General features: G+C 67.5%; 16 protein-coding genes. 10 read left to right on the top strand and 6 right to left on the bottom strand.

Going from position 1 to position 20,746, the window contains the following annotated elements; genetic code table 11:
• Positions 1-26: 26 nt before the first annotated feature.
• Entirely contained in the window at positions 27-1,415 is a 1,389-nt protein-coding gene (gene aroA / locus IE92_RS0112925) for a 3-phosphoshikimate 1-carboxyvinyltransferase (RefSeq protein ID WP_051701938.1), read from the bottom strand.
• Positions 1,416-1,551: 136 nt separating this feature from the next.
• On the opposite strand from aroA, the gene IE92_RS0112920 reads away from it, so the two are divergent.
• Together IE92_RS0112920 and rsrA are read left to right on the top strand one after the other, a co-directional pair.
• Complete coding sequence (locus tag IE92_RS0112920) at positions 1,552-2,169, top strand: sigma-70 family RNA polymerase sigma factor (RefSeq protein ID WP_051701974.1); 618 nt, start codon at positions 1,552-1,554, stop codon at positions 2,167-2,169.
• Complete coding sequence (rsrA, locus tag IE92_RS0112915) at positions 2,166-2,414, top strand: mycothiol system anti-sigma-R factor (protein WP_030148920.1); 249 nt, start codon at positions 2,166-2,168, stop codon at positions 2,412-2,414. The genes IE92_RS0112920 and rsrA overlap by 4 nt, the downstream gene beginning before the upstream one ends.
• A gap of 80 nt (positions 2,415-2,494) precedes the next feature.
• Here rsrA and IE92_RS0112910 read toward each other — a convergent pair whose 3' ends face one another.
• From IE92_RS0112910 to IE92_RS0112900, 3 genes are read right to left on the bottom strand one after another with little or no spacing between them, the layout of a single operon-like run.
• Positions 2,495-4,219 (bottom strand): cation:proton antiporter, encoded by a 1,725-nt coding sequence (locus IE92_RS0112910; protein WP_030148919.1) that lies wholly within the window; start codon positions 4,217-4,219, stop codon positions 2,495-2,497.
• Between the two features lie 59 nt (positions 4,220-4,278).
• On the bottom strand, positions 4,279-7,047 hold the full coding sequence (locus IE92_RS18990; protein ID WP_030148918.1) for an AAA family ATPase: 2,769 nt from the start codon (positions 7,045-7,047) through the stop codon (positions 4,279-4,281).
• Positions 7,048-7,084: 37 nt separating this feature from the next.
• Positions 7,085-8,554, bottom strand: coding sequence for a 3' terminal RNA ribose 2'-O-methyltransferase Hen1 (locus IE92_RS0112900; RefSeq protein ID WP_030148917.1), 1,470 nt, complete (start codon positions 8,552-8,554; stop codon positions 7,085-7,087).
• 159 nt (positions 8,555-8,713) lie between these two features.
• Here IE92_RS0112900 and IE92_RS0112895 point away from each other — a divergent pair, with 159 nt between their 5' ends.
• From IE92_RS0112895 to IE92_RS0112860, 8 genes are all read left to right on the top strand, one after another.
• The gene (locus IE92_RS0112895) at positions 8,714-9,985 is read left to right on the top strand and encodes an ROK family transcriptional regulator (RefSeq protein ID WP_245601292.1); all 1,272 of its coding nucleotides are present in this window, start codon (positions 8,714-8,716) and stop codon (positions 9,983-9,985) included.
• Positions 9,986-10,102: 117 nt separating this feature from the next.
• Positions 10,103-11,593 (top strand): M81 family metallopeptidase, encoded by a 1,491-nt coding sequence (locus IE92_RS0112890; protein ID WP_030148915.1) that lies wholly within the window; start codon positions 10,103-10,105, stop codon positions 11,591-11,593.
• Between the two features lie 100 nt (positions 11,594-11,693).
• Complete coding sequence (locus IE92_RS0112885) at positions 11,694-12,455, top strand: copper homeostasis protein CutC (protein WP_051701937.1); 762 nt, start codon at positions 11,694-11,696, stop codon at positions 12,453-12,455.
• Between the two features lie 133 nt (positions 12,456-12,588).
• The gene (locus IE92_RS0112880; protein ID WP_030148913.1) at positions 12,589-14,400 is read left to right on the top strand and encodes a peptide ABC transporter substrate-binding protein; all 1,812 of its coding nucleotides are present in this window, start codon (positions 12,589-12,591) and stop codon (positions 14,398-14,400) included.
• A 29-nt stretch (positions 14,401-14,429) separates the two neighbouring features.
• Positions 14,430-15,425, top strand: a complete 996-nt coding sequence (locus IE92_RS0112875) for an ABC transporter permease (RefSeq protein WP_051701935.1) — start codon at positions 14,430-14,432, stop codon at positions 15,423-15,425.
• Positions 15,422-16,324 (top strand): ABC transporter permease, encoded by a 903-nt coding sequence (locus IE92_RS0112870; RefSeq protein WP_030148911.1) that lies wholly within the window; start codon positions 15,422-15,424, stop codon positions 16,322-16,324. Before IE92_RS0112875 ends, IE92_RS0112870 begins: the two co-directional genes overlap by 4 nt.
• Positions 16,321-18,168 carry a dipeptide ABC transporter ATP-binding protein gene (locus IE92_RS19060; protein WP_030148910.1) on the top strand — a complete coding sequence of 616 codons (1,848 nt, stop codon included), beginning with the start codon at positions 16,321-16,323 and terminating at the stop codon, positions 18,166-18,168. Before IE92_RS0112870 ends, IE92_RS19060 begins: the two co-directional genes overlap by 4 nt.
• Positions 18,165-19,145 (top strand): ROK family protein, encoded by a 981-nt coding sequence (locus IE92_RS0112860; protein ID WP_211250795.1) that lies wholly within the window; start codon positions 18,165-18,167, stop codon positions 19,143-19,145. Before IE92_RS19060 ends, IE92_RS0112860 begins: the two co-directional genes overlap by 4 nt.
• 72 nt (positions 19,146-19,217) lie before the next feature.
• Here IE92_RS0112860 and IE92_RS0112855 read toward each other — a convergent pair whose 3' ends face one another.
• Positions 19,218-19,586, bottom strand: coding sequence for a hypothetical protein (locus IE92_RS0112855; protein ID WP_030148908.1), 369 nt, complete (start codon positions 19,584-19,586; stop codon positions 19,218-19,220).
• A gap of 180 nt (positions 19,587-19,766) precedes the next feature.
• Entirely contained in the window at positions 19,767-20,552 is a 786-nt protein-coding gene (locus IE92_RS0112850; protein ID WP_030148907.1) for an alpha/beta fold hydrolase, read from the bottom strand.
• Positions 20,553-20,746 lie beyond the last annotated feature (194 nt).

The raw sequence follows: 20,746 nt of genomic DNA, 5'->3' as shown, positions 1-20,746 counted from the left end.
TGCCTTGGTGGTGCGGCCGATCCGGATCATGCCTGGACCGCCCGGGTCGGGTCCACGGTTCCGGCGAGCATGCGCGCCCACATCTGCGGGAAGTCGGGCATGGTCTTGGCGGTGGCACCGATGTTCTCGATCTCCACACCCGGGGTCACCAGGCCGATGATCGCGCCGGCGGTGGACATCCGGTGGTCCTCATAGCTCAGCCACTGGCCGCCGTGCAGCGGCTGCGGGGTGATCCGCAGGCCGTCCTCGAGCTCCTCAACCTGTCCGCCGAGGCGTTCGATCTCGGTGCGCAGGGCCGCCAGACGGTCGGTCTCGTGGTGGCGAATGTGACCGATGCCGGTGAGGGTGGTCGGGGTGGTGGCCAGCGCGGCCAGGGCGGCCAGCGGGGGAGCGAGCTCGCCGCCGGTGGTCAGGTCGATGTCGGCACCCACGATCGTGTCGGGGCCGGTGACGGTCAGCACGCCGTCGGCATAGGTCACGGTGGCACCAAACTGCGGCAGCAGCTCGGCCAGGTGCGCACCCACCTGGGTGGTCTCGGCGGGCCAGTTCGGCACCGACACGGTTCCACCGGTCGCGACCGCGGCCACCAGGAAGGGGGCGGCGTTGGAGAGGTCGGGCTCGATCGTGACGTCCTGGGCGCGGATGGTCTGCGGGGCCACGATCCACTCGCCGGTGGCCGGGGAGGTGACCTCGACGCCGTGCTCGGCGAGCACCTTGATGGTCATGTCGATGTGCGGGATGCTCGGCAGGCGCTCGCCGGTGTGCACCACGTGCACACCCTCGGTGAATGCCGAACCCGCCAGCAGCAGGGCCGAGACAAACTGGCTGGAGCTGGAGGCGTCGATCTCGATCCGACCGCCGCGCACCTCGCCGGTGCCGTGCACGGTGAAGGGCAGGGTGCCGCGAGCGTCGTCGTTGATGTCGACCCCGAGCGCGCGCAGCGCCTGGATCAGCGTGTTCATCGGGCGGCGACGCGCGGAGGCATCGGCGTCGATCGTGGTCGGTCCAAGTGCGAGCGCGGCCACCGGCGGCAGGAAGCGCATCACGGTGCCGGCCTGGCCGCAGTCCACCGTGGTCGAGCCCAGCAGCTCCTCGGCGGGCACAATCTTGAGGTCGTTGCCAAAGCCGCCCTCGGTGGCCGGGGCTACCTCGGTGATGGTCACGCCCAGGGCGCGCAGCGCCGCGACCATATTGTCGCTGTCCTGGGAGTGCAGGGGCGCCCGCAGCAGGGTCGGGCCGTTTGCCAACGCGGCAATAATCAGCTCGCGATTGGTGAGGGATTTGGACCCCGGCAGGGGCACCGTGGCCCGGATTGGCGCGGATGCGACCGGCGCGGGCCAGTCTCCGGGCTCGCCTCCGGGGCGGTTGACACCGTAAATATCGAACTCGGGCGCGGAATACTGTGACTCAAGCATTGTTTACCTAATCTAGCGGCACTAAGCGAGGAAAGGTGGACGGGTGGTAGTTCAGACCCCGGTGCGGGACCAGTTTGCGGAGGTAATTGGCGACCTTCCAGACCCCGGGACCGCACTCGACGTAGACTGGGTTGCGATGTCAGAAGACGAAGTATCCCAGAATCCCCCCGCGGGCGACGACCCCCGGGCGTTGTTCGAGGAACAGGCACTGCCCTTCCTTGACCAACTCTATGGTGCCGCGATGCGGATGACAAAGAATCCACCGGACGCCCAGGACCTCGTGCAGGAAACCTTCGTGAAGGCCTATGCGGCGTTTGGTCAGTTCCGCCAGGGGACCAACCTCAAGGCCTGGCTGTACCGGATTCTCACCAACACCTACATCAACCAGTACCGCAAGAAGCAGCGCGAGCCCTATCAGGGCACGATCGATGATCTTGAGGACTGGCAGCTCGGCGGGGCCGAGTCCACCACCGCGCGCGCCTCGCGTTCGGCCGAGGCCGAGGCCATCGACCGGATGCCCGACAGCGCGGTGAAGGAAGCGCTGCAGGCGATTCCCGAGGACTTCCGTCTCGCCGTGTACCTGGCAGACGTGGAGGGCTTTGCCTACCAGGAAATCGCCGACATCATGAAGACCCCGGTCGGGACCGTCATGAGCCGACTACATCGGGGGCGTCGCCTCCTGCGCGAGTTACTCGCGGACTATGCAATCGAACGTGGGATTTCGATCCCCTCAGAGGCAAGGAGCGGTCAATGAGTGGAGACTGCGGCTGCGAAGCGGCCAAAACCAATTTGGAAGAGTATCTGCGTAACGAGGTCTGCAAGACCGACGCCGCGGACATTCGGGCGCACCTGGAAACCTGCCCGTCCTGCCAGGGAGAGGCGGATCTGTCCCGCACCCTGACCGAGGTCATCCAGCGTGCCTGCAAGGAATCGGCCCCGCAGGATCTGCGCGACCAGGTGCTCGAGCGCCTGCGCAGCATCCAGGCCTCGCACGGCTAGAAGCCCGGCACCCCACGCCAATAACAAAACGTCCGTCCCGTTGCCGGGGCGGACGTTTTGTTGTGTGCGGGAGGCGGAGCCTAGTGGCCCTGCTCCCCGGGGGAGAGCCGGATGTCCTCGTTGTCGAGCAGGTGCTGCACGGCCGCCAGGCGCGGGGAGCTGTAGTTTCCGGTCGAGCGGGCATCCAGCAGGGCGTTGCGCTGGGCATCGAGGATGACCCGGCGCAGGGCCCGGAACTCATCGCTGATACTCATGCCGTTCTCGGCATCCTCCTGCTCCACCTTGGCGGTCCACTCGGCACGCACGGCCGTCTGCTTGCGGGTGCGTTCGAGCAGCTCGGGGGAGAACTTCTTGCCGTCGGGGCGGCGCAGCTCGGGGCTGGCGAGGGCGGCCTCGCTGGCCTGGTTGATCTCGGCCATCAGCGACTGGAGTTCGCGCTGTTCGGCCTCGGCGGTGGGGCCCGAGACACCCAGCTTGCGGATCACCCAGGGCAGGGTTCCGCCCTGCAGCATCAGGGTGACAAATGCCACCGTGAAGGCGATCAGCACAAGCTCGGCCCGGTGTGGGGTATTGAGATCCAGCGACTGGGCGGCGGCCAGGGTGACCACGCCGCGCATCCCGGACCACGCGATCACCGTGCCACCCCGCCACCCCAGACCCTCGTTCGTGAGGAAGTTAATATCGGCGCTGCGGCGGGCAAGCAGGCGGCGGGCACGATCCTTGCGGGCATCATCCCAGCGTTCGCTGTCCACCTCCTCGATCTTTGATCTCACGCTCTCGATCCGTGGTTGCATCGCCGCCGCGCGGCGTTCCTCGGAGCGCAGGCCCCAGATCATCGGGGTGACAAACAGGAAGCGCAGGAGGATCAGGGTCGCGGTGATGATCAGGCCGATCGCGATGGTCCACCAGGTACCGGTGACCCCGGCTCGGGCGTCGCCGAGCAGGCTGTTGAGCTGCATTCCCATGACCAGGAACACGCCGTTTTCCAGCAGGAACTGCACCGTACGCCAGTTCAATCGCTCGCTCACCCGGTCCTGAGCGCGGAAGTAGCGGGCGCCTCGATGGCCGGTGATCAGACCCGCGACCACCACCGCCAGCACACCCGACGCGTGGAATTCCTCGGCCGGAATATAGGCCACGAACGGGACCACAAAGGACAGCGCGGTGTTGAGTACCGGATCGTTGATCTTCGAGCGGATCCACACGGTGACGTATCCGGCGATCACACCGATCACGATGGCCAGGGCCGCCGCGTAGAGGAAGTCGCCCAGCGCGCCCCAGATCGAGACGGCGCCGGCGGTCGCGGCCACGGCCGTGCGCAGCAGCACCAGGGCCGATGCGTCGTTGACCAGGCTCTCGCCTTCGAGGAGGGTGACCAGGCGGGTGGGCAGACCCAGCCGCTTGGCGATCGAGGTGGCCGCCACAGCATCGGTTGGGCTCACCACGGCGCCGAGGGCCACACCCAGGGCAAAGCCGAGGTCGGGGATCAGCGCGTTCATGATCAGACCCACCAGCAGCGCGGTCACGATGACCTGCACGATGGACAGCCAGCCGATCGGGCGCAGGTTCCGCCTAAAGTCCATCAGCGGGACGTTCACCGCCGAGGAGTACAGCAGCGGGGGAAGCACCACCACCAGGATGATCCACGGGTCGATGTGGAAGTCCGGCGGCAGCCAGGGCAGGAAGCTCATCCCCACACCCACCACCACCAGGATCAGCGGTGCCGCCACTCCCAGCCGGTTTGCGAAGACGCTCACCAGCACGAGAATGAACACACCAACCACGAGCATGAGCGCAAATTCCATTTGGTTAGTTTACGCTTCGTGGGTAAACGAACGGTAGCGTTGGGGCCGCCCGGCGCGAATCAGAGTCGCGGATCCACCGGCTCGGATTCCAATGCGAGAATGCCAAAAACCGCCTCGTGTACTCGCCACAGCGGCTCGCCCTGGACAAACCGGGTGAGCGCCTCGACGCCCAGCGCGTGCTCGCGCAGCGCGAGGGAGCGCTTCTGCCCCAGGTGGCGATCGCGCAGCCGGGAAAGCTGGCCCGGATCTGTGTAGTCGGGACCGTAGATCAGGCGCAGATACTCGCGTCCGCGCACCTTGAGCCCGGGCTGCACGAGTCCGTGCTTATCGAAGCTGGTGCCCGCAAACGGCTTGACCACCATGCCTTCCCCGCCGGCCGCGGTCAGATCGAGCCACCAGGTGGTGGCGGCGGAAACCTCGTTGGGGTCGGCCGCGTTGATGCGCAGCCGCCGGGTGGTGCGGAACGTTGTCGGGTCGGCGGCGATCAGGGCGTCGGCGATGTCCAGGTGCCAGCCGTGATCGCGTTCATGGTGCACGGCGCCGCGGGAGGCGAGCAGCTGGAACGGGGCAAATTCCACCCCGTCCAGGCCCTCCACCGGCCAGACATAACGGCGGTAGGCGTCGGCGAAGTCCTCGATGTGACCGAGCCGGGACGCGGTTCGCTCGGCCTCCTGCTCGACCTCGACCCCGCGGGCGAGGGCCCGGGCCAGGTCGGCCCCGGCGGCACCGAGGCTCGCCCGACCCGCGGCGGCGGTGGCCGCGTAGGTGCCGCGCAGAAGGTCCTCGGCCTTGAGCGACCAGGGCAGCAGCTCGCCATCCAGCAGCAGCCAGTCGGTGTCGAGGGTGTCCCAGAGGCCGGCGGTGTCGGCGGCGGCGCGGATCCGGCCCAGCAACACCTCGGTGGTGGCCGGGTCGAAGAATGCGCGGCCGGTGCGGGTATAGATTGCGCCGGTGGTATCCGCGGTGGTGCCCAGCACGCGGGCGGCCGCTTCCGCGTCCCGGCACACCAGCACGTGGGCGCGGGAGCCCATGTGCTTCTCCTCGGCGATCAGATCGGTGATCCCGGCGGCCCGGTATCCGGCAAACGCCTCGGTCGGATACTCCAGGTAGCCCTCCTCGCGGCTGGTCTCCACGGGGGCCATGGTCGCGGGCAGGGTGGGCAGCAGGTTGGGGGAGAGCGCAAAGCGGCTCATGACCTCCAGGGCACCGGCGGCGTTGTCCGAGCGGATCGCGACCCGGCCGTGTAGTCCGGTCTCGATCGAGCGGCGGCCCAGGACGTCGTCGAGGCGCAGCTCATCGGCGGCGCGCTCGCGGGGAGGACGGGCGGCCCGGGGCCCACCGAGCAGCGATGCGTTCCCCAAAGCGGACCGATCCAGGGTTCCCGCCTCGGGGTGTGCGGGTGCCGTGCCGTCGGAGGATGCGGGTTCGGATCCCGTGGCCGGTGCGATTGAGGTCGCGGGCACCGTGGCCTGTTCGGGCACGGATGCCGTGGCCGGTCCCCGCCCCGCGGGCACCGGCACGTCCTCGGGATCGCCCAGCGGACGCCGCGATTCGGCATAGACGCGCTCGGCCGGCACCTGGACGATCTCCCGCTCGGGATAGCGCAGCGCGCTCAGGGCGTTACCGAAGGCGCAGCCGGTGTCCAGGCACAGCGTGTTGTTGACCCAGCGCGGGGTGAGCATCGGGGTGTGGCCGTAGAGCACCACGGCGGATCCGCGGTAGTCACGCTGCCAGGGCAGACGGATCGGCAGGTCATACTCATCCACCTCCCCGGTGGTGTCCCCGTACAGCGCGAAGCTGCGCACCCGGCCCGAGCTGCGGCCGTGATAGGCCTCCTTGAGCCCCGCGTGGGCCACCACCAGGTTGCCGTCATCCAGCACCAGGTGCGAGACCAGCGAGTACAGCCAGGCGCGCACAGCGTCGGTGAACTCCTTCGGTTCGGCGGCGAGCTGGGCCAGGGTGTCGCCCAGCCCGTGTGACAGGTTGACCTTCTTGCCACCCAGCGCGTTGATCAGCGCCTGCTCGTGGTTTCCGGGCACCACCAGCGCATGGCCGGCGGCGTGCATGCCCATCGCCAGGCGCAGCACGCCCACCGAATCGGGGCCGCGATCCACCAGGTCGCCCAGCAGGATCACCCGGCGTCCCTGGGGATGCTCGGCGTCGATGGGGCGACCGGCATTATCTCTGGTGAGGGTATAGCCCAGGGTGGTGAGCAGGGTTTCCAGCTCGCTCAGGCAGCCGTGCACGTCGCCGATCGCGTCGAAGGGTCCGTGCTGATCGGTCAGATCGGTGCGCAGTTTCTCGCGCACAATGACAGCGGCATCCGCCTCCTCGGGGGAGGAGAGCACGTGAACGCCGCGCAGACCCTCACGGCCCATCGACTTACGGGAGCGGCGGAGGGCATCGCGCTGTCGGGTGATGACAGCGTCGGAGTTTTGGCGGTCGGGGCGAAGGCGATTGCGTTCGCGGCAGACCTGCTCGGGCATGTCCAGGACAATCGCGACCGGGAGCACATCGTGAGCGCGGGCCAGGTTGATCAGCGAGGCGCGCGAGCCCGGCTGCACGTTGGTGGCATCCACCACGGTGAGCCGGCCGGCGGCCAGGCGCTTGCCCACGATGTACTCGAGTACGTCGAAGGCGTCCTTACTGGCCGACTGATCGTTTTCGTCCCCGGCGACCAGGCCGCGACAGAAGTCGCTGGACACCACCTCGAACGGGGCAAACTTCTCCCGCCCGAACGTCGACTTTCCCGAGCCGGAGGCCCCGACCAGCAGGACCAGCGACACCTCGGGGATGCGTACCTCGATCGGCGTGATGGACTCGCTCATGCGGATGCTCCTCGGAATTCGGTGGGGGTAACGGCGCTCATACGGTGCCCGCCCGGGTGAAGGTTGCGAGCTGGGTCGGGGCACCCGTGGCGGGATCCTCGGGGCCCAGGCCCGAATAGGCCACCCGGTAGCCGTGTTCGGCGGCCACCCGTTCGGCCCAGTTGGCAAACTCGGCGCGGGTCCACTCGAAGCGGTGATCGGTGTGCCGGAAGGACCCGGGGGCCAGGCCCGGATAGTGCACGTTGTACTCGGCATTCGGGGTACTCACCAGCACGTGGGCGGGCCGGGCATGGGCAAAGACGGCGAGTTCGAGCCGGGGCAGGCGCTCGGCGTCCAGGTGTTCGATGACCTCCATCAGCACCATCGCGTCGGCCCCGGCCAGGCGGTCATCCCGGTAGGTGAGCGAGGACTGGACGAGTTCCAGCCGCGCACGCTGCGTCTCGGGCATCCGGTCCAGGCCCAGCGCGCGTTCGGCCTGGGCGAGCACGCTCGGGGACACGTCGGCGCCGATCACGCGGGTGAAGCGGGCATCACGCAGCAGGACGTTCAGCAGCGCCCCCTGGCCACAGCCCATGTCGACCACGGTGGACACCGGCAGTTCGCGCAGCCGGGCCAGGATGCCGTCGCGCCGCTCGCGGGCGAGGGAGACGCGCGGGGTGGCACTCGCCGCGGGGTCGGTCGCGCTTGCTGCGGGACCGGTCTTGTTAGCCGCGGAACCGGTCGCGCTCGCCACGACACCGATGGCCGACGTGGCCGGTGCCCCCGGTACGCCCGGTGCGTCCGCCACCCCATCCAGGGCCGCGATCGCCTCGTCCACATACTCACCCTGATGGATGAGCGCGCGGCGCAGGATCAGCTCGCGCCGGGGGTGGCTCGCGAGCCAGTCGCCGCCGTGACGCAGCAGGGTCTGGGTTTCGCTCTGATCCACCCAGTAGTGCTTGGCCCCATCGAGTACCGGCAACAGGACGTAGAGCTGGCTGAGGGCGCGGGCCAGCACGATGTCCTGTTCCAGGACCACCCGGCGCACCGCGGCCGAGCCCCAGGCGGGGATCTCGGGATCAAGCGGCACCTCGGTCTCGCTCACCCGCCATCCCAGCGGCTCAAACAGCTCACGAATCAGGGTGTCGCCCGGCAGCGCGGGAATCTCGAAGCGCAGCGGAAGCGGGATGTCCACGATGTCCGCACGCGCCGTGGAGTTCCCGGCAAACGCGGTGGAGAAGCTCTGCCGCAGCGCGACCGCGAGCAGCGAGTTGGCGGCGTAGGGCCGGTCGTTTACATACTGGCCGAGAGTAAACGAATCCCGCGCGGCCCCCTGCCCGCGCACCAGCCCGATCGGGTCGACCTCAAGCAGCAGCCCGACGGTGACGCGATCGGGCTCGAAGACCGGGGTAAACACGGTGGCCGTGCTGCCATTCTTTTCGCGCCGATGCACCCGATCGGGGTGCTTGTGCAGGAGGTGGTTCAGCCCCGAGGCGTGGGAGCCGGTGAGGGTGATCGACAGGTACATGCGGCCATTCTTGCACGCGGTGTTCGGAGCTCGGGGATGCCCGCCGAAAATGTCATATTTCGACCTTCGGGGCGATATTACCGCGAGTTTCGAAGAACCTTTCTCCAATCACGGACTAAGTGCGGTAATGTGCGAGAACCCACGCTTTCAGGAGGCCCCGTGACCGCGAATCCCGTCCCCACCGCATCGGTCGAACCACGCCAGGCGGTGCCCGCGGAACCGGTGGTGCCCGGGCGTCGCGGGGGCGGCAAGGCCGCCGCTGCGCAGAACGCCGGGGCGAGCGCCGGGTCCCTGTTCCACCTGATCCGGACCGGGCAGGCCTCCTCCCGTGCCGAACTCGCGCGCCTGTCCGGCGTCTCGGCCTCCACCGTCGCGATGCGGGTGGAGGAACTGATCGCCGCCGGCTACCTCGAGGAAACCGGCAAGGGGGAATCCACCGGTGGACGCAAGCCGCGCTCGCTGTCGCTCAAGGTGGGCAATCAGGTGGTTGTCGGCATCGACTTGGGGGAGCATCATGCGTCCCTCGGGGTCATGGATCGTCGCGCCCGGCTGATCGCCCAGTCCCTGGAAACCGTCTCGCTGATTGACGGACCCGAGGCCGTGGTGCGCCAGCTGGTCGAGCGCAGTCGGGCGCTGGTGGCTGAGGCCGGGGAGGGCCTGGAACTCGCCGGTATCGCGATGGGACTGCCGGGCCCGGTGGACTCCCGCACCGGCAAGCTGGTGGCGCCCTCGCGGATGCCCGGCTGGAACGGTGTCGCCGTGCGCGAGCTGCTGGAGTCCTACTCGGGACTGCCCGCCCGGGTGGACAACGACGCCAACATTATGGCGCTGGGGGAGTACGTCTACCGCGGCCAAAACATTGACAACCTGGTGTTTGTCAAAGCCGGAACCGGAATCGGCTGCGGCGTGATCGCCTCGGGTGCCCTGCACCGCGGGTTCCGCGGGATTGCCGGGGATATCAGCCACGTCTCGCTGAGCGATGCCGAGCCGATCCCGTGTTCCTGTGGACGCCTGGGGTGCCTCGATGTGATCGCCAGCGGATCGGCGATCCTCGATTCACTGCGCGAGGAGGGGGTTGAAGTTGAGTCGATGAACGAGCTGATCGCGATCGCCTGCGACGCCCACCCCCTGGCCACCCGCTACCTGCGTGATGCCGGACGACGCACCGGCGAGGTGCTGGCGACGATTGTCAACTTCTTCAATCCCGAGGCCCTGGTGCTCGGCGGCAAGCTCTCCCAGTCCGAGGCGTTTGTGGCCGGGGTGCGCCAGGCGATCTACACGCAGTGTCTGCCGATGGCCACGGACTTCCTCGATGTCTCGGTGAGTGAAATTGGCTGGACCGGCGGTGTGCAGGGGATCGGCTGGGCACTGCTGGAGGAGATTGTGGACCCGGCTCGGATCGATGCGGAGCTGCGCGCCAACGCAAGTTAATTTGATTTCGTAGAAACTTAATCCAATTAATTGGAGATATATTACGTGCTTGTTACGTTTTTGGAGATTTGCCCGTCCGGGCTTGCTCGATCGCCCAAGTGAACCGATGCTGGGGATATGAGCACTTCCGCCCCAACTCTTCCGCGCATCGCGATCGCCGGTTTCGCCATCGAATCGAGCACCTTCTCGCCGCACCGCGCCGACTTCCGCGACTTCCCGATCGTCACCGGCGACGCCCTCGTGAACCGCTACGCCTCGATCGCCCCCGGCACCGAACTGCGCGACGCCGCCCAGTGGCTGCCGGTACTCGGTGCCCGCGCGATTCCCGGCGGTCCGGTCCTGGCGCACGTGTACGCCAGCATCCGCACCCAGATCCTCGACGGCCTCGCCGCACTGCTGGCCGAGGGGCCGCTGGACGGCGTCTTCCTCGACATCCACGGTGCCATGAGCGTGGACGGTATGGATGACGCAGAGGGTGACTTTGTCTCGGCCGTGCGTGCCCTGGTGGGACCCGACACCGTGATCTCGGCGGCCATGGACCTGCACGGCAACGTGACCCAGCCGCTGCTGGACGCCGTCAACCTGATTACCTGCTTCCGCCTGGCCCCGCATGAGGACGCCTGGGAGACCCGCGACCGCGCGATCATCAACCTGGTGGACGCGCTGCGCGAGGGTCGTACCCCGCTCAAGGCCTGGGTGCGCGTGCCGATCCTGCTGCCCGGGGAAAAGACCAGCACCCGGGTCGAGCCCGCCAAGAGCCTGTATGAGCGGATCCCGGCAATCGAGGCGCTGCCCGAGGTTGTGGACGCGGCCATCTGGGTCGGTTACGCCTGGGCCGATGAGCCCCGCTGCAACGCGACCGTCGTGGTCACCGGCTATGACCGCGAGGTCATCGCCGCCCGCGCCCACGAGCTGGCTCGCGCCTTCTGGGACGTGCGCGACGAGTTCGAATTTGTGGGTCCCCCCGGAACCCTCGCCGAGGGTGTGGACGCGGGCCTGGCCAGTGCCACTCACCCCTACCTGATCAGCGACTCGGGCGACAATCCAGGCGCCGGCGGCACCGGCGACGTGACCTGGACCCTGACCCAGCTGCTCGCCGACGAGCGGCTGACCGCCGAAGACTCCCCGATCACCCTGTGCGCCTCGGTCTTTGACCGCGAGGCCCTGGATGTGCTCGCCCAGACCCCGATCGGTGCCCCCGTCGATATCGCCGTGGGTGCCCGCGTGGACTCCGGTCCCGCCGGCCCCGCCCGCGTGGTGGGCATCCTGCACTCGCTTCACGAGGGTGATCCGGCCGCCGGCCGCATCGCCGTCATCCGGGTGGGTGGGCTGCACGTGATCGTGACCGAATTCCGCAAGGCATATCACGCGGTGACCGACTTTACGGCGATCGGGCTCTCGCCCGCCGACGCCCAGATTGTGGTCACCAAGATCGGGTACCTGGAACCCGAACTCTACGATGTGCAGCGCGGATGGACCCTCGCCCTGACCCCGGGCGGCGTCGACCAAGACCTCGAACGTCTCGGCCATCACCGGATCGACCGGCCGATGTTCCCCTTCGATACGTTCGCTCAGGACCCCGCGCTCGAGGCAGTGATCCTGCCGTGAGCGCACATAAAATCGAGCTCGGCAGACACCGAATTCCGGTGATTCTGCCCTAAGCGCGAAAAACGACCCCGACCCGACCCGAGAGATGAGTGATCCTGCCATGAGTGCGAATGCAAATGCGACCAACCAGACCCTGGAAATGGCCGTCGGCGACCTCGCCGGCATCCGCATCGCCACGGATCTGGGTCTGGATCGAATCGAGCTGTGCGCCGGGCTGGAGCTCGGCGGGCTCTCGCCCTCGGACGGTCTCGTGGAGACCGCCCTCGAACTGGCACACACCGCGGTTACCCCCGCTCAGGTGCACGTGCTGGTGCGGCCCCGCCCCGGTGGATTCGACTTCACCGAGGATGAGGTGGCCGTGATGGTGGCCGAGGTGCGCTCCTATGCGCGCCGCGGCGTGGACGGGGTGGTGATCGGTGCGCTGCGCGACGGCGAGCTGGACCGGGACACCCTCGATCGGCTGATCGAGGCGGCGGACGGGGTCTTTGTGACCCTGCACCGCGCCTTCGACTATGTCCGTGATCAGGCGCGCACCCTGGAGTCCCTGCGGGGCTCGGGGATCGGGCGCATCCTCACCTCGGGTGGGGAAAGCAGCGTGGGGGATGCCCTCCCACGATTGCGGGAGCTGGTGCCGTTGGCCGGGGACATCACCCTGATGGCCGGTGGCGGGCTCAGCCCCGAAAACTGCGAGGCCGTGGCGGCGACCGGGGTGGGTGCCCTGCACTTCTCGGCACGCTCGGCGAAGCCCGCCGAGGCCGGGGTTTCCCTGGGCTCGGCGACCGGATCCGGACCCGGCATGGTGTGGGCAACCGACCGTGCCCGGGCCGAAACCTTTGTGCGCCTTCTGCGCACCCGGGACTAACCCTCAGGCGTAGTTATCCGAACGTAACCTGCTCCGACTATCGGAGGGGGCTTAATTCGTGTAACAGTTTACTTACGCCAATTTTCGAAGCAACTTTTGAGTAAATTTGGCAATGCCAAAACAAGGAGGTTTGATGCGTACATTATCGACCCGTCGCTGGGTGGCCACCGTGGCCGCCGCGGCCGCGGCAACACTGATCCTCGCCGGTTGTGCCGGCGGTGCCGACAATGGCGGCGACAGCGGGGCCTCGAACAAGGACAACGTGACCTACGCCCTGCCCGCGGGCACCGGCCCCAACTGGCTGCTGCCGATGTCCCCGCCGGACAAGATGGCCACCCACAACAAGGCCCTGAAGTCCACCATGTGGGTTCCGCTGTTCGAATACGACGGCACCGGCGGCGCGATGGACTGGGACAAGAAGGCTTCGGCCGCCAAGTCCTACGAGTTCTCAGCCGATGGCACCTCGGTCAAGATCACCCTGAACGACCTCGACTGGAGCGACGGCAAGCCCGTCACCTCCCGCGACGTGGAGTTCTGGTACAACCTGGCCCGCTACAACAACACCAAGATCGGTGGCTACTCCAAGGGCAACATGCCCGATAACGTCACGAAGTTCGAGATCAATGACGACAAGAACTTCACCCTGACCTTCGACAAGGTGTACAACCAGGACTTCCTGCTGGCCAACCAGCTGACCCTGATCTACCCGATGCCTCAGCACGTCTGGGACAAGTCGGCCGACGGCGAGGCCGTGGGCGACCTGGACCGCGACGAGGCCGGTGCCCAGAAGGTCCTCGACTACCTGTTCAAGCAGGCCGAGGACATGTCCACCTACGCCACCAACCCGCTGTGGAAGACCGTCTCGGGCCCCTACACCGTGGCCAAGTGGACCGATGCCGGACAGGTTGAGCTGACCGCCAACGAGAAGTACACCGGCGTGGACAAGGCCAAGATCAAGAACGTGACCTTCATGCCCTTCACCTCGGCCGACGCCGAGATGAACGTGGTGCGCTCGGGAGATCTGGACTACGGCTACATCACCTCGGCTCAGCTGAGTTCCAAGGCTCAGTTCGAGAACCTCGGATACAAGATTGACCCCTGGAAGGGCTGGTCGATCACCTACATGCCGTACAACTTCGCCAACCCCACCATGGGCCCGGTCTACAAGCAGCTCTACGTGCGTCAGGCTCTGCAGCACGCGATCGACCAGAAGTCGATCTCGGATGTCATCTGGAAGGGTGCCGCGACCCCGGGTTACGGCCCGATCCCGCAGGACCCCGCGACCGATTACCTGTCCGACGAGCAGAAGAACAACCCGTACCCGTTCGACCTCAAGGCCTCGGAGAAGCTCTTCACCGACCACGGCTGGAAGAAGAACGCCCAGGGCGTCCTCACCTGTGAAAACGCCGGTTCCGGCGCCGACCAGTGTGGTGACGGAATCGCCGCCGGCCAGGCCATGAACATCGTGGTCACCACTCAGAACGGCTCGCAGGAGACCGACAACATGATGGCCGAGATCAAGTCCTCGCTGCAGAAGGTCGGCGTGAACATGACCATCGACGCGATCCCGCTGGACTCGGTCCTCACCGAGGCTCAGAGCTGCAAGACCGGTGGCGACTGCAAGTGGGAGCTGGTCTTCTTCGGCACCGCCGGCAGCTGGTACTTCTCCGCCTACCCCAACGGTGAGCGCGTGTTCGCCAAGGACACCAAGTGGAACGCCGGGCAGTACGACAACCCCGAGGCCGAGCAGCTGATCACCGATCTGACCTTCTCGACCGACAAGGACATCGCCAAGAAGTACTCGGCGCTGCTGGCCAAGGACCTGCCCGTGATGTGGATGCCGAACCCGGTATACCAGGTCTCGGTCATCAAGAAGGGCCTGGACATCGGCGGACAGCAGGACCCGGGAGCCTCGTTCTACCCGCAGCGTTGGTCCTGGAAGTAATCGGATAACACCCCTCTAACGGAAGCACCATGAGCACACTGACAAAAACCAAGCGACCACGGGGAAACATCGGTACGTTCCTCGCGCGACGGATATTCCAATCCGTGATCGTGATTCTGATCGTCACGCTCATCGTGTTTTCACTGTTACACCTGGCGCTGCCCCAGGGCCCCGCACTCGGGGTCCTGGGTATGCAGGCCACACAGGAGCAGATCGACGCCTTCAATCACAAAAACGGTTTCGATCTGCCCCTGTGGCAGCAGTACCTGAACTTCCTGTGGCAGCTCCTGCACGGGGATCTGGGGGCCTCGTTCACCCTGAATAAGCCGGTATCGGTGGCGATCGGTCAGCGCCTGCCCAAGACCATGGCCCTCGCCCTGATCGGCATGATCGTCGCGCTGATCGTGGCCATCCCGATGGGGATCTACCAGGCCACCCGCCGCGGCAAGATCGGCGATGTGGCCCTCACCGCGTGGAACTTTGTGATCTACTCCACGCCCTCCTTCTTCCTGGGCCTGATCCTGGTGATCGTGTTCAGCCAGTGGCTGCGCTGGTTCCCGGCCCAGGCCCCGCAGGGCTCGACCGTCGGCGAGGTGCTCGCCAACCCGGCGGGACTCGTGCTGCCGGTGCTGACCATGGCGCTCGGTATCATCGCGACCTTCTCGCGCTACATGCGCTCGGCCACGATCGACAACCTCTCCGAGGACTACGTCCGCACCGCCCGCGCCAAGGGCACCTCGGTCACCGTGGTGGTGACCCGGCACGTGGTCCGCAACTCGCTGACCCCGGTCATCGCGATGCTCGGCTACTACCTGCCGGTGATGTTCGGTGGCATGATCGTGGTCGAATCCCTCTTCAACTATCCGGGAATGGGCCTGCTGTTCTGGACCGCCGCCCAGACCTCGGACTACCCCGTGCTGCTGGGTTGTGTGCTGATCATCGCGATCGCCACCGTGGTGGGCTCGCTGCTCGCCGACCTCATCCAGGCACTGCTTGACCCACGAACCAGAGGGGAACTCGCATGAGCGACGTCACCGCAACCCCGGCCGCGACCCCCGCGCCGCAGCCGCGCACCGCGAAGCCCGGACGCCGGGCCCTCGCCCGCTTTACCTCGAACCGGTTGGCCGTCTTTGGGCTGATCGTCCTGGTGCTGTTCCTGATCTTCTGCTTCCTCGGTCCGCTGTTCTATCAGACCGACCAGGTGCACACGAACCTCTCCGAGGCCTCGCTGCGTCCCGGTGAGCGGGGTCACCTGCTCGGCACCGATGACGTGGGATATGACGTGCTGGGCCGGCTGATGATCGCCGGTCAGACCTCGATCATCATCGGTCTGGCCGCCGGTGTGCTGGCCACCCTGATCGGTTCCTTCTGGGGTGCCATCGCCGGATACGTCGGCGGCTGGGTCGACTCGGTCATGATGCGGATCGTCGACGCCGGTATCGCGATCCCCGCGACCTTCCTGCTGCTGATCATCTCGACCATCGCCCGGCCGAGTGTCCCGCTGATGATCCTGGTCATCGGCCTGGTCTCCTGGCTGGTACCCGCCCGTCTGGTGCGGGCCGAGTCGATCTCGCTGAAGTCCCGCGAGTATGTGCTCGCGATCCGCGCGATGGGTGGCACCCACTCCCGCGCGATCTCCCGCCACATCATCCCCAACTCGGTGGGCACCATCATCGTCAATGCGACCTTCCAGGTGGCCGATGCGATCCTGCTGGTTGCCTACATCTCCTTCCTGGGCATGGGTGTGCAAAAGCCCGCGACCGACTGGGGTGCGATGCTCACCAGCGGTATTTCCTACACCTACGGCGGCGCCTGGTGGCTGATCCTGCCCGCCGGATTCTGCATCGTCCTGGTTGTGGTTGCGTTCAACTGCATCGGTGACGGCCTGCGCGACTACTTCGACGTGAAGGGACGACTCAAGTGAGTTCCGAAACCACCACCGCACGCGAGCCCGTGCTGGAAATCACCGACCTCACCGTCGACTTCCACACCGATAACGGTGTGATCCCCGCGGTGAAGGGCATCTCGCTGAACCTCTATCCGGGCGAGGTGCTGGCCCTGGTGGGCGAGTCGGGCTCGGGCAAGTCGGTCACCTCGATGGCCGTGCTGCGCCTGCTGCCCGGCACCGCCAAGGTGGGCGGCACCATCCGCTTCGCCGGCAACGACCTGGCCACGCTCAGCGAGGCCAAGATGAACGGGGTCCGCGGGAAGGACATCGCGATGGTGTTCCAGGAGCCGATGACGGCCCTGAACCCCACCATGCGTATCGGCGAGCAGATCACCGAGGTGCTGCTGAACCACGACATGTGTCCCAAGGATCAGGCGTGGGAGCGCGCGGTTGAGCTGCTGGGCCGGGTCGGTATTCCCGAGCCCGAGCGCCGCGCCAAGGGCTTCCCGCATGAGCTTTCGGGTGGACAGCGCCAGCGCGTGGTCATCGCGATCGCGCTGGCCTGCAATCCGCGAATCATCATCGCCGACGAGCCCACGACCGCGCTGGATGTGACCGTGCAGGCCGAAATCCTCGACCTGATTCGCGGACTGGCCGCCGAGTCCAACACCGCGTTCCTGCTGGTTACCCACAACATGGGTGTGGTGGCGGATGTGGCCGACCGGGTCGCCGTGATGTTCCGCGGCAACCTGGTCGAGGAGGGCCCGGCCGAGCGTGTGCTGCTGGCCCCCGAGGCCGACTACTCGCGTCGCCTGCTGGATGCCGTGCCCAAGCTGCCCGAGGCTGCCTGGAGCGAGATCGCCGGGATCGCCGAGGGCGTGCCTGGGCAGATCGTTCAGATTGATGGTGTGGTCAGTGAGCCCGCCGTGGACGGGGCAACGCCGGGCCCAGGGTCCGAAGCCGCGCTCGGCCAGACGTCCGTGCGCCACGATGGCGCAACGCCGGTAACCGAGGCCGAATTTGCCCGCGAGAGCGGGACCGAGGCGGCCCTGGAACTGGTGGAAGCCACCGTGCAGTACACCCGCAAGGGTGCCACCTTCACCGCGCTGGACGCCGTGAGCCTGACCATCGCCCGCGGCGAGATCGTCGGCCTGGTGGGGGAGTCGGGTTCGGGCAAGTCGACCCTGGGTCGCGCGGCCCTGGGCCTTGCCCCGCTGGCCGGCGGACACGTCAACATTTTCGGGCAGCCGGTCCGCGACCGCGCGCTGCTCAACCGCCGCGAGCGTGCGGCCCGTGCCCGGGTGGGGGTGATCTTCCAGGATCCGGGTTCCTCGCTGGATCCGCGGATGACCATCGCCGACTGCATCGCCGAACCCCTCGTGGTGCACGGCTGGCAGGGTAAGCGGGCCTCCTCGGCCCTGCGTCGCAAGCGTGTGGCCGAGCTGCTGGATGCGGTCGAGCTGCCCACGGACTTCGCCGACCGATATCCGCATGAGCTCTCCGGTGGACAGCGGCAGCGGGTGGGCCTGGCGCGTTCGATCGCGCTTGAACCGGGACTGATCATCGCCGATGAGCCGACCTCGGCCCTGGACGTTTCGGTCCAGGCGAGCGTGCTCGCGGTGCTGCGTGAACTTCAGGAGCGCTACGGTTTTGCGTGCCTGTTCATCAGCCACGACCTCGCGGTAGTGCACGATATCGCGCACCGCGTGGCGGTGATGTATCGCGGCGGCATCGTTGAGGAGGGCCTGAGCTCCGAGGTTCTGGTCCGGCCGCAGCATGAGTACAGCAAACGACTGCTGGCCTCGGCACCCTCGCCGGATCCGGTCGAGCAGGCGCGTCGCCGAGCGGCCCGCGCGATTCTCGCCGAGAGCGTCGCGTGAGCGCTGCTCTAACCGCCTCGGGGGAGAACGTGGTTGCGGGTGTCGACATTGGCGGCACCTCCACCCTGGTGGTTTTTGTGGATGAGCACGGCCGCGTGGTTGCCGAGCGTGGCGGGGCTACCCCCGCGCTGGTGAGCGGCGAGGCGATGGTGCAGCTCGCGGTGGATCTGATTGCCGAGCTGAGCGCCGAAACCGGGTTGTCCCCGGTGTCGGTGGGCATCGGTGCGGCCGGGGTTGTGGATCCTCAGACCCGACGCATCGTGGCGGCCAGCGCCTCGTTTGTGGGCTGGGCGGGCTACAGCGTGGGCGCGCACCTGGACCGCGAGCTGGGCATCCCCAACTCGCTGGTCAACGACGTGAACGCGTTCCTGCTGGGCGAGCTGTCCTTCGGGGCCGCTCGCGGGCTCACTAACGTGGCCGGGATCACCCTGGGCACCGGCGTGGGTGGCGCGATCTACCTCGACGGGGCGCTCTGGGAGGGCCCCGAGGGCGCCGCCGGTGAGCTGGGGCACAGCCCGAGCTACGTGGTGCCCGGGCACGGTGAGGAGCCGTGCACGTGTGGGCAGTCGGCGCACCTGGAATCCATCGCCTCGGGACGCTCGATCGAGCGCCGCTACCGAGCCCGGGCCGGCCAGAGCGCCGCGGATCTGCCGGAGGGCGACGGTGCGGCCCTGGCCGCCCGTGCCCGTGCGGGCGATGGCGCGGCAGCCAACGTGTTTGCCGAGGCCGGGCTGATGATCGGCCAGGCCGCGGTCACCCTGGCGGCCACCCTCGATCTCGGTCACCTCGTCGTGGGCGGCGGGGTGAGCGGCGCCTGGGACCTGATCGAACCGGGCATCCGCACCTACCTCGCCGAGCACCCGCCGGTCAGCGGCCGCACCCTGGTGATCAGCCGCGCCGAGCTGGGCTCACACGCGGTCGCGCTGGGGGCGGCCAGTAGCGCCCGCGCCCTCGTGGCCGTGCCCGTCGCCGGCTAGCCTCACCTCTCTCCACATACAAGAACGCGCCGGACCCGATGCGGGGTCCGGCGCGTTGCTGCTATTTGGTGGTTAGGGGGCGGAGGGAGGCACCGGATCGACCGCGTCTCGGTCCAATCGGTCGGTTTGTTCTCGTTCGCGGTCTCGGCGGTCGATGAGCGCCTGATCCCGTTTTCTGATGCGCGGGTACAGCGCCAGGAATCCCCAGGCGAGCACCAGACCGATCGGAATGCCCGGGACGCCGTTACCGGTCAGCCACAGCGAGACCAGGGTGCTCGAGAGCATGATGAGCGCGTACACCACGGTCGGCAGGATGGGACTGCGGAAACCGAGGAGACCGCCGAGCCCGGTGAGAAAACCAGCGGTGATCGAACCCGGAGGGCGCGGAGGCGCGGGGATCTCGGGCGGTGCATCGATCGAGCGCCAGCTCGTTTCCCTCATCGCCGAGGACCCAGACCTGGGTGGAGAGAAGGGAGGTGAATGGTCATGAGAGAATCCCCCGATTCCTAGTGAGTGACCGTTGAGGGCACGCTACGCCGCCCATCGCGCCCCGACAAGCACCGCCTTGGAAGTTCAGCAATCGCACAGGTGGGCAGCCGTGCCTCTGTCCTTAATGTCTCACTAGCGCTCGGCGCGCACCCGTGCCGCCCAGTCGCCGAGCAGGGCCGCGGTGACCTCCGGCCGGTCGATGTGGACGTTGTGGCCCGCGGCGTCCAGGGCGACGAAGGTCGCGCGGGGATAGTGGTCGAGGGTTGCCCAGGTGTCCCGGTAGCCCACCACGTTGTCCTGCCGGGCGGTGAGGAACAGCGCCGGCCGCGTCCAGGGCTCGGGGGAGGCAGCCTCGGGCTCGATCGGCAGGGTGTAGCGGGCGGCGATTCGCCCCAGGCCGATCGGATCGACCGAGGCGAGGCCCGGCTGGACGTGCTCGAGGAAGGCGCGCACGTTTTCGGGGCTCTGCACCACCGCCAGCTCGGCGTAGGCGGAGGCCGCATCCCCGGCGAGGGCGAGAGCTTCGGGATCGCGATGGAGAACCATGGGTTCGGGCACGTTGCGCACCTCATGTCGGGAGACCACCACGCCCACCACCGTGGCCAGGCCGATCACCCGATCGCGGAAGCGGTGCGCGATCGCGCGGGCGATCATCCCGCCAAACGAGTACCCCAGCAGCGCAAATGGCTCGGAACCGACCAGCGCGGTGATCTCGGCGGCCACGGCGTCCACCATGTCCGCGGTGCTGTGCACCTCGCCCACCGGGGTGTCGGCGGTGCCGGGTAGATCCAGGTAGAGGCGACGCCATCCTCCCGCCCGCTCAAATACCGCGTCCAGCGGCAGCAGGCTGCGGTGATCCACCCCGAATCCGTGCAGCAGAATCAGCGGGGTGCCCGCACCACGTTCGATCACATGCATGCGCCCAGCCTAGCCGCGGGCACCGCTCGCCACGACCGCGCTCCGTCGTTCACCGAGATGTGCCGCCGCTCACCGCCATGCGCCCTCATTCGTCGATGCAGAATGCCGCAGGCCGCGACGTTCACACGCAGCCCCTCAATTCCGCACGGCACAACACAAACCGTGCAACACAAACGGCCCGCCGGAAACCGACG

The sequence above is a fragment of the Mycetocola saprophilus genome (assembly GCF_000718085.1).
Classification (GTDB): domain Bacteria; phylum Actinomycetota; class Actinomycetes; order Actinomycetales; family Microbacteriaceae; genus Mycetocola; species Mycetocola saprophilus.
The sequence above is the reverse complement of the archived record's forward strand: the minus strand, read 5'-3'. Positions and strand labels throughout refer to the sequence as shown.

Bases quoted from the DNA above. Each gene is read 5' to 3' on its own strand.
- IE92_RS0112890 (WP_030148915.1), top strand. From the start codon at position 10,103: ATGAGCACTTCCGCCCCAACTCTTCCGCGCATCGCGATCGCCGGTTTC.
- IE92_RS0112870 (WP_030148911.1), top strand. From the start codon at position 15,422: ATGAGCGACGTCACCGCAACCCCGGCCGCGACCCCCGCGCCGCAGCCG.
- IE92_RS0112910 (WP_030148919.1), bottom strand. From the start codon at position 4,219: ATGGAATTTGCGCTCATGCTCGTGGTTGGTGTGTTCATTCTCGTGCTG.
- aroA (WP_051701938.1), bottom strand. From the start codon at position 1,415: ATGCTTGAGTCACAGTATTCCGCGCCCGAGTTCGATATTTACGGTGTC.
- IE92_RS0112880 (WP_030148913.1), top strand. From the start codon at position 12,589: ATGCGTACATTATCGACCCGTCGCTGGGTGGCCACCGTGGCCGCCGCG.
- rsrA (WP_030148920.1), top strand. From the start codon at position 2,166: ATGAGTGGAGACTGCGGCTGCGAAGCGGCCAAAACCAATTTGGAAGAG.
- IE92_RS0112855 (WP_030148908.1), bottom strand. From the start codon at position 19,586: ATGAGGGAAACGAGCTGGCGCTCGATCGATGCACCGCCCGAGATCCCC.
- IE92_RS0112900 (WP_030148917.1), bottom strand. From the start codon at position 8,554: ATGTACCTGTCGATCACCCTCACCGGCTCCCACGCCTCGGGGCTGAAC.
- IE92_RS0112875 (WP_051701935.1), top strand. From the start codon at position 14,430: ATGAGCACACTGACAAAAACCAAGCGACCACGGGGAAACATCGGTACG.
- IE92_RS18990 (WP_030148918.1), bottom strand. From the start codon at position 7,047: ATGAGCGAGTCCATCACGCCGATCGAGGTACGCATCCCCGAGGTGTCG.
- IE92_RS0112885 (WP_051701937.1), top strand. From the start codon at position 11,694: ATGAGTGCGAATGCAAATGCGACCAACCAGACCCTGGAAATGGCCGTC.
- IE92_RS0112850 (WP_030148907.1), bottom strand. From the start codon at position 20,552: ATGCATGTGATCGAACGTGGTGCGGGCACCCCGCTGATTCTGCTGCAC.
- IE92_RS0112920 (WP_051701974.1), top strand. From the start codon at position 1,552: ATGTCAGAAGACGAAGTATCCCAGAATCCCCCCGCGGGCGACGACCCC.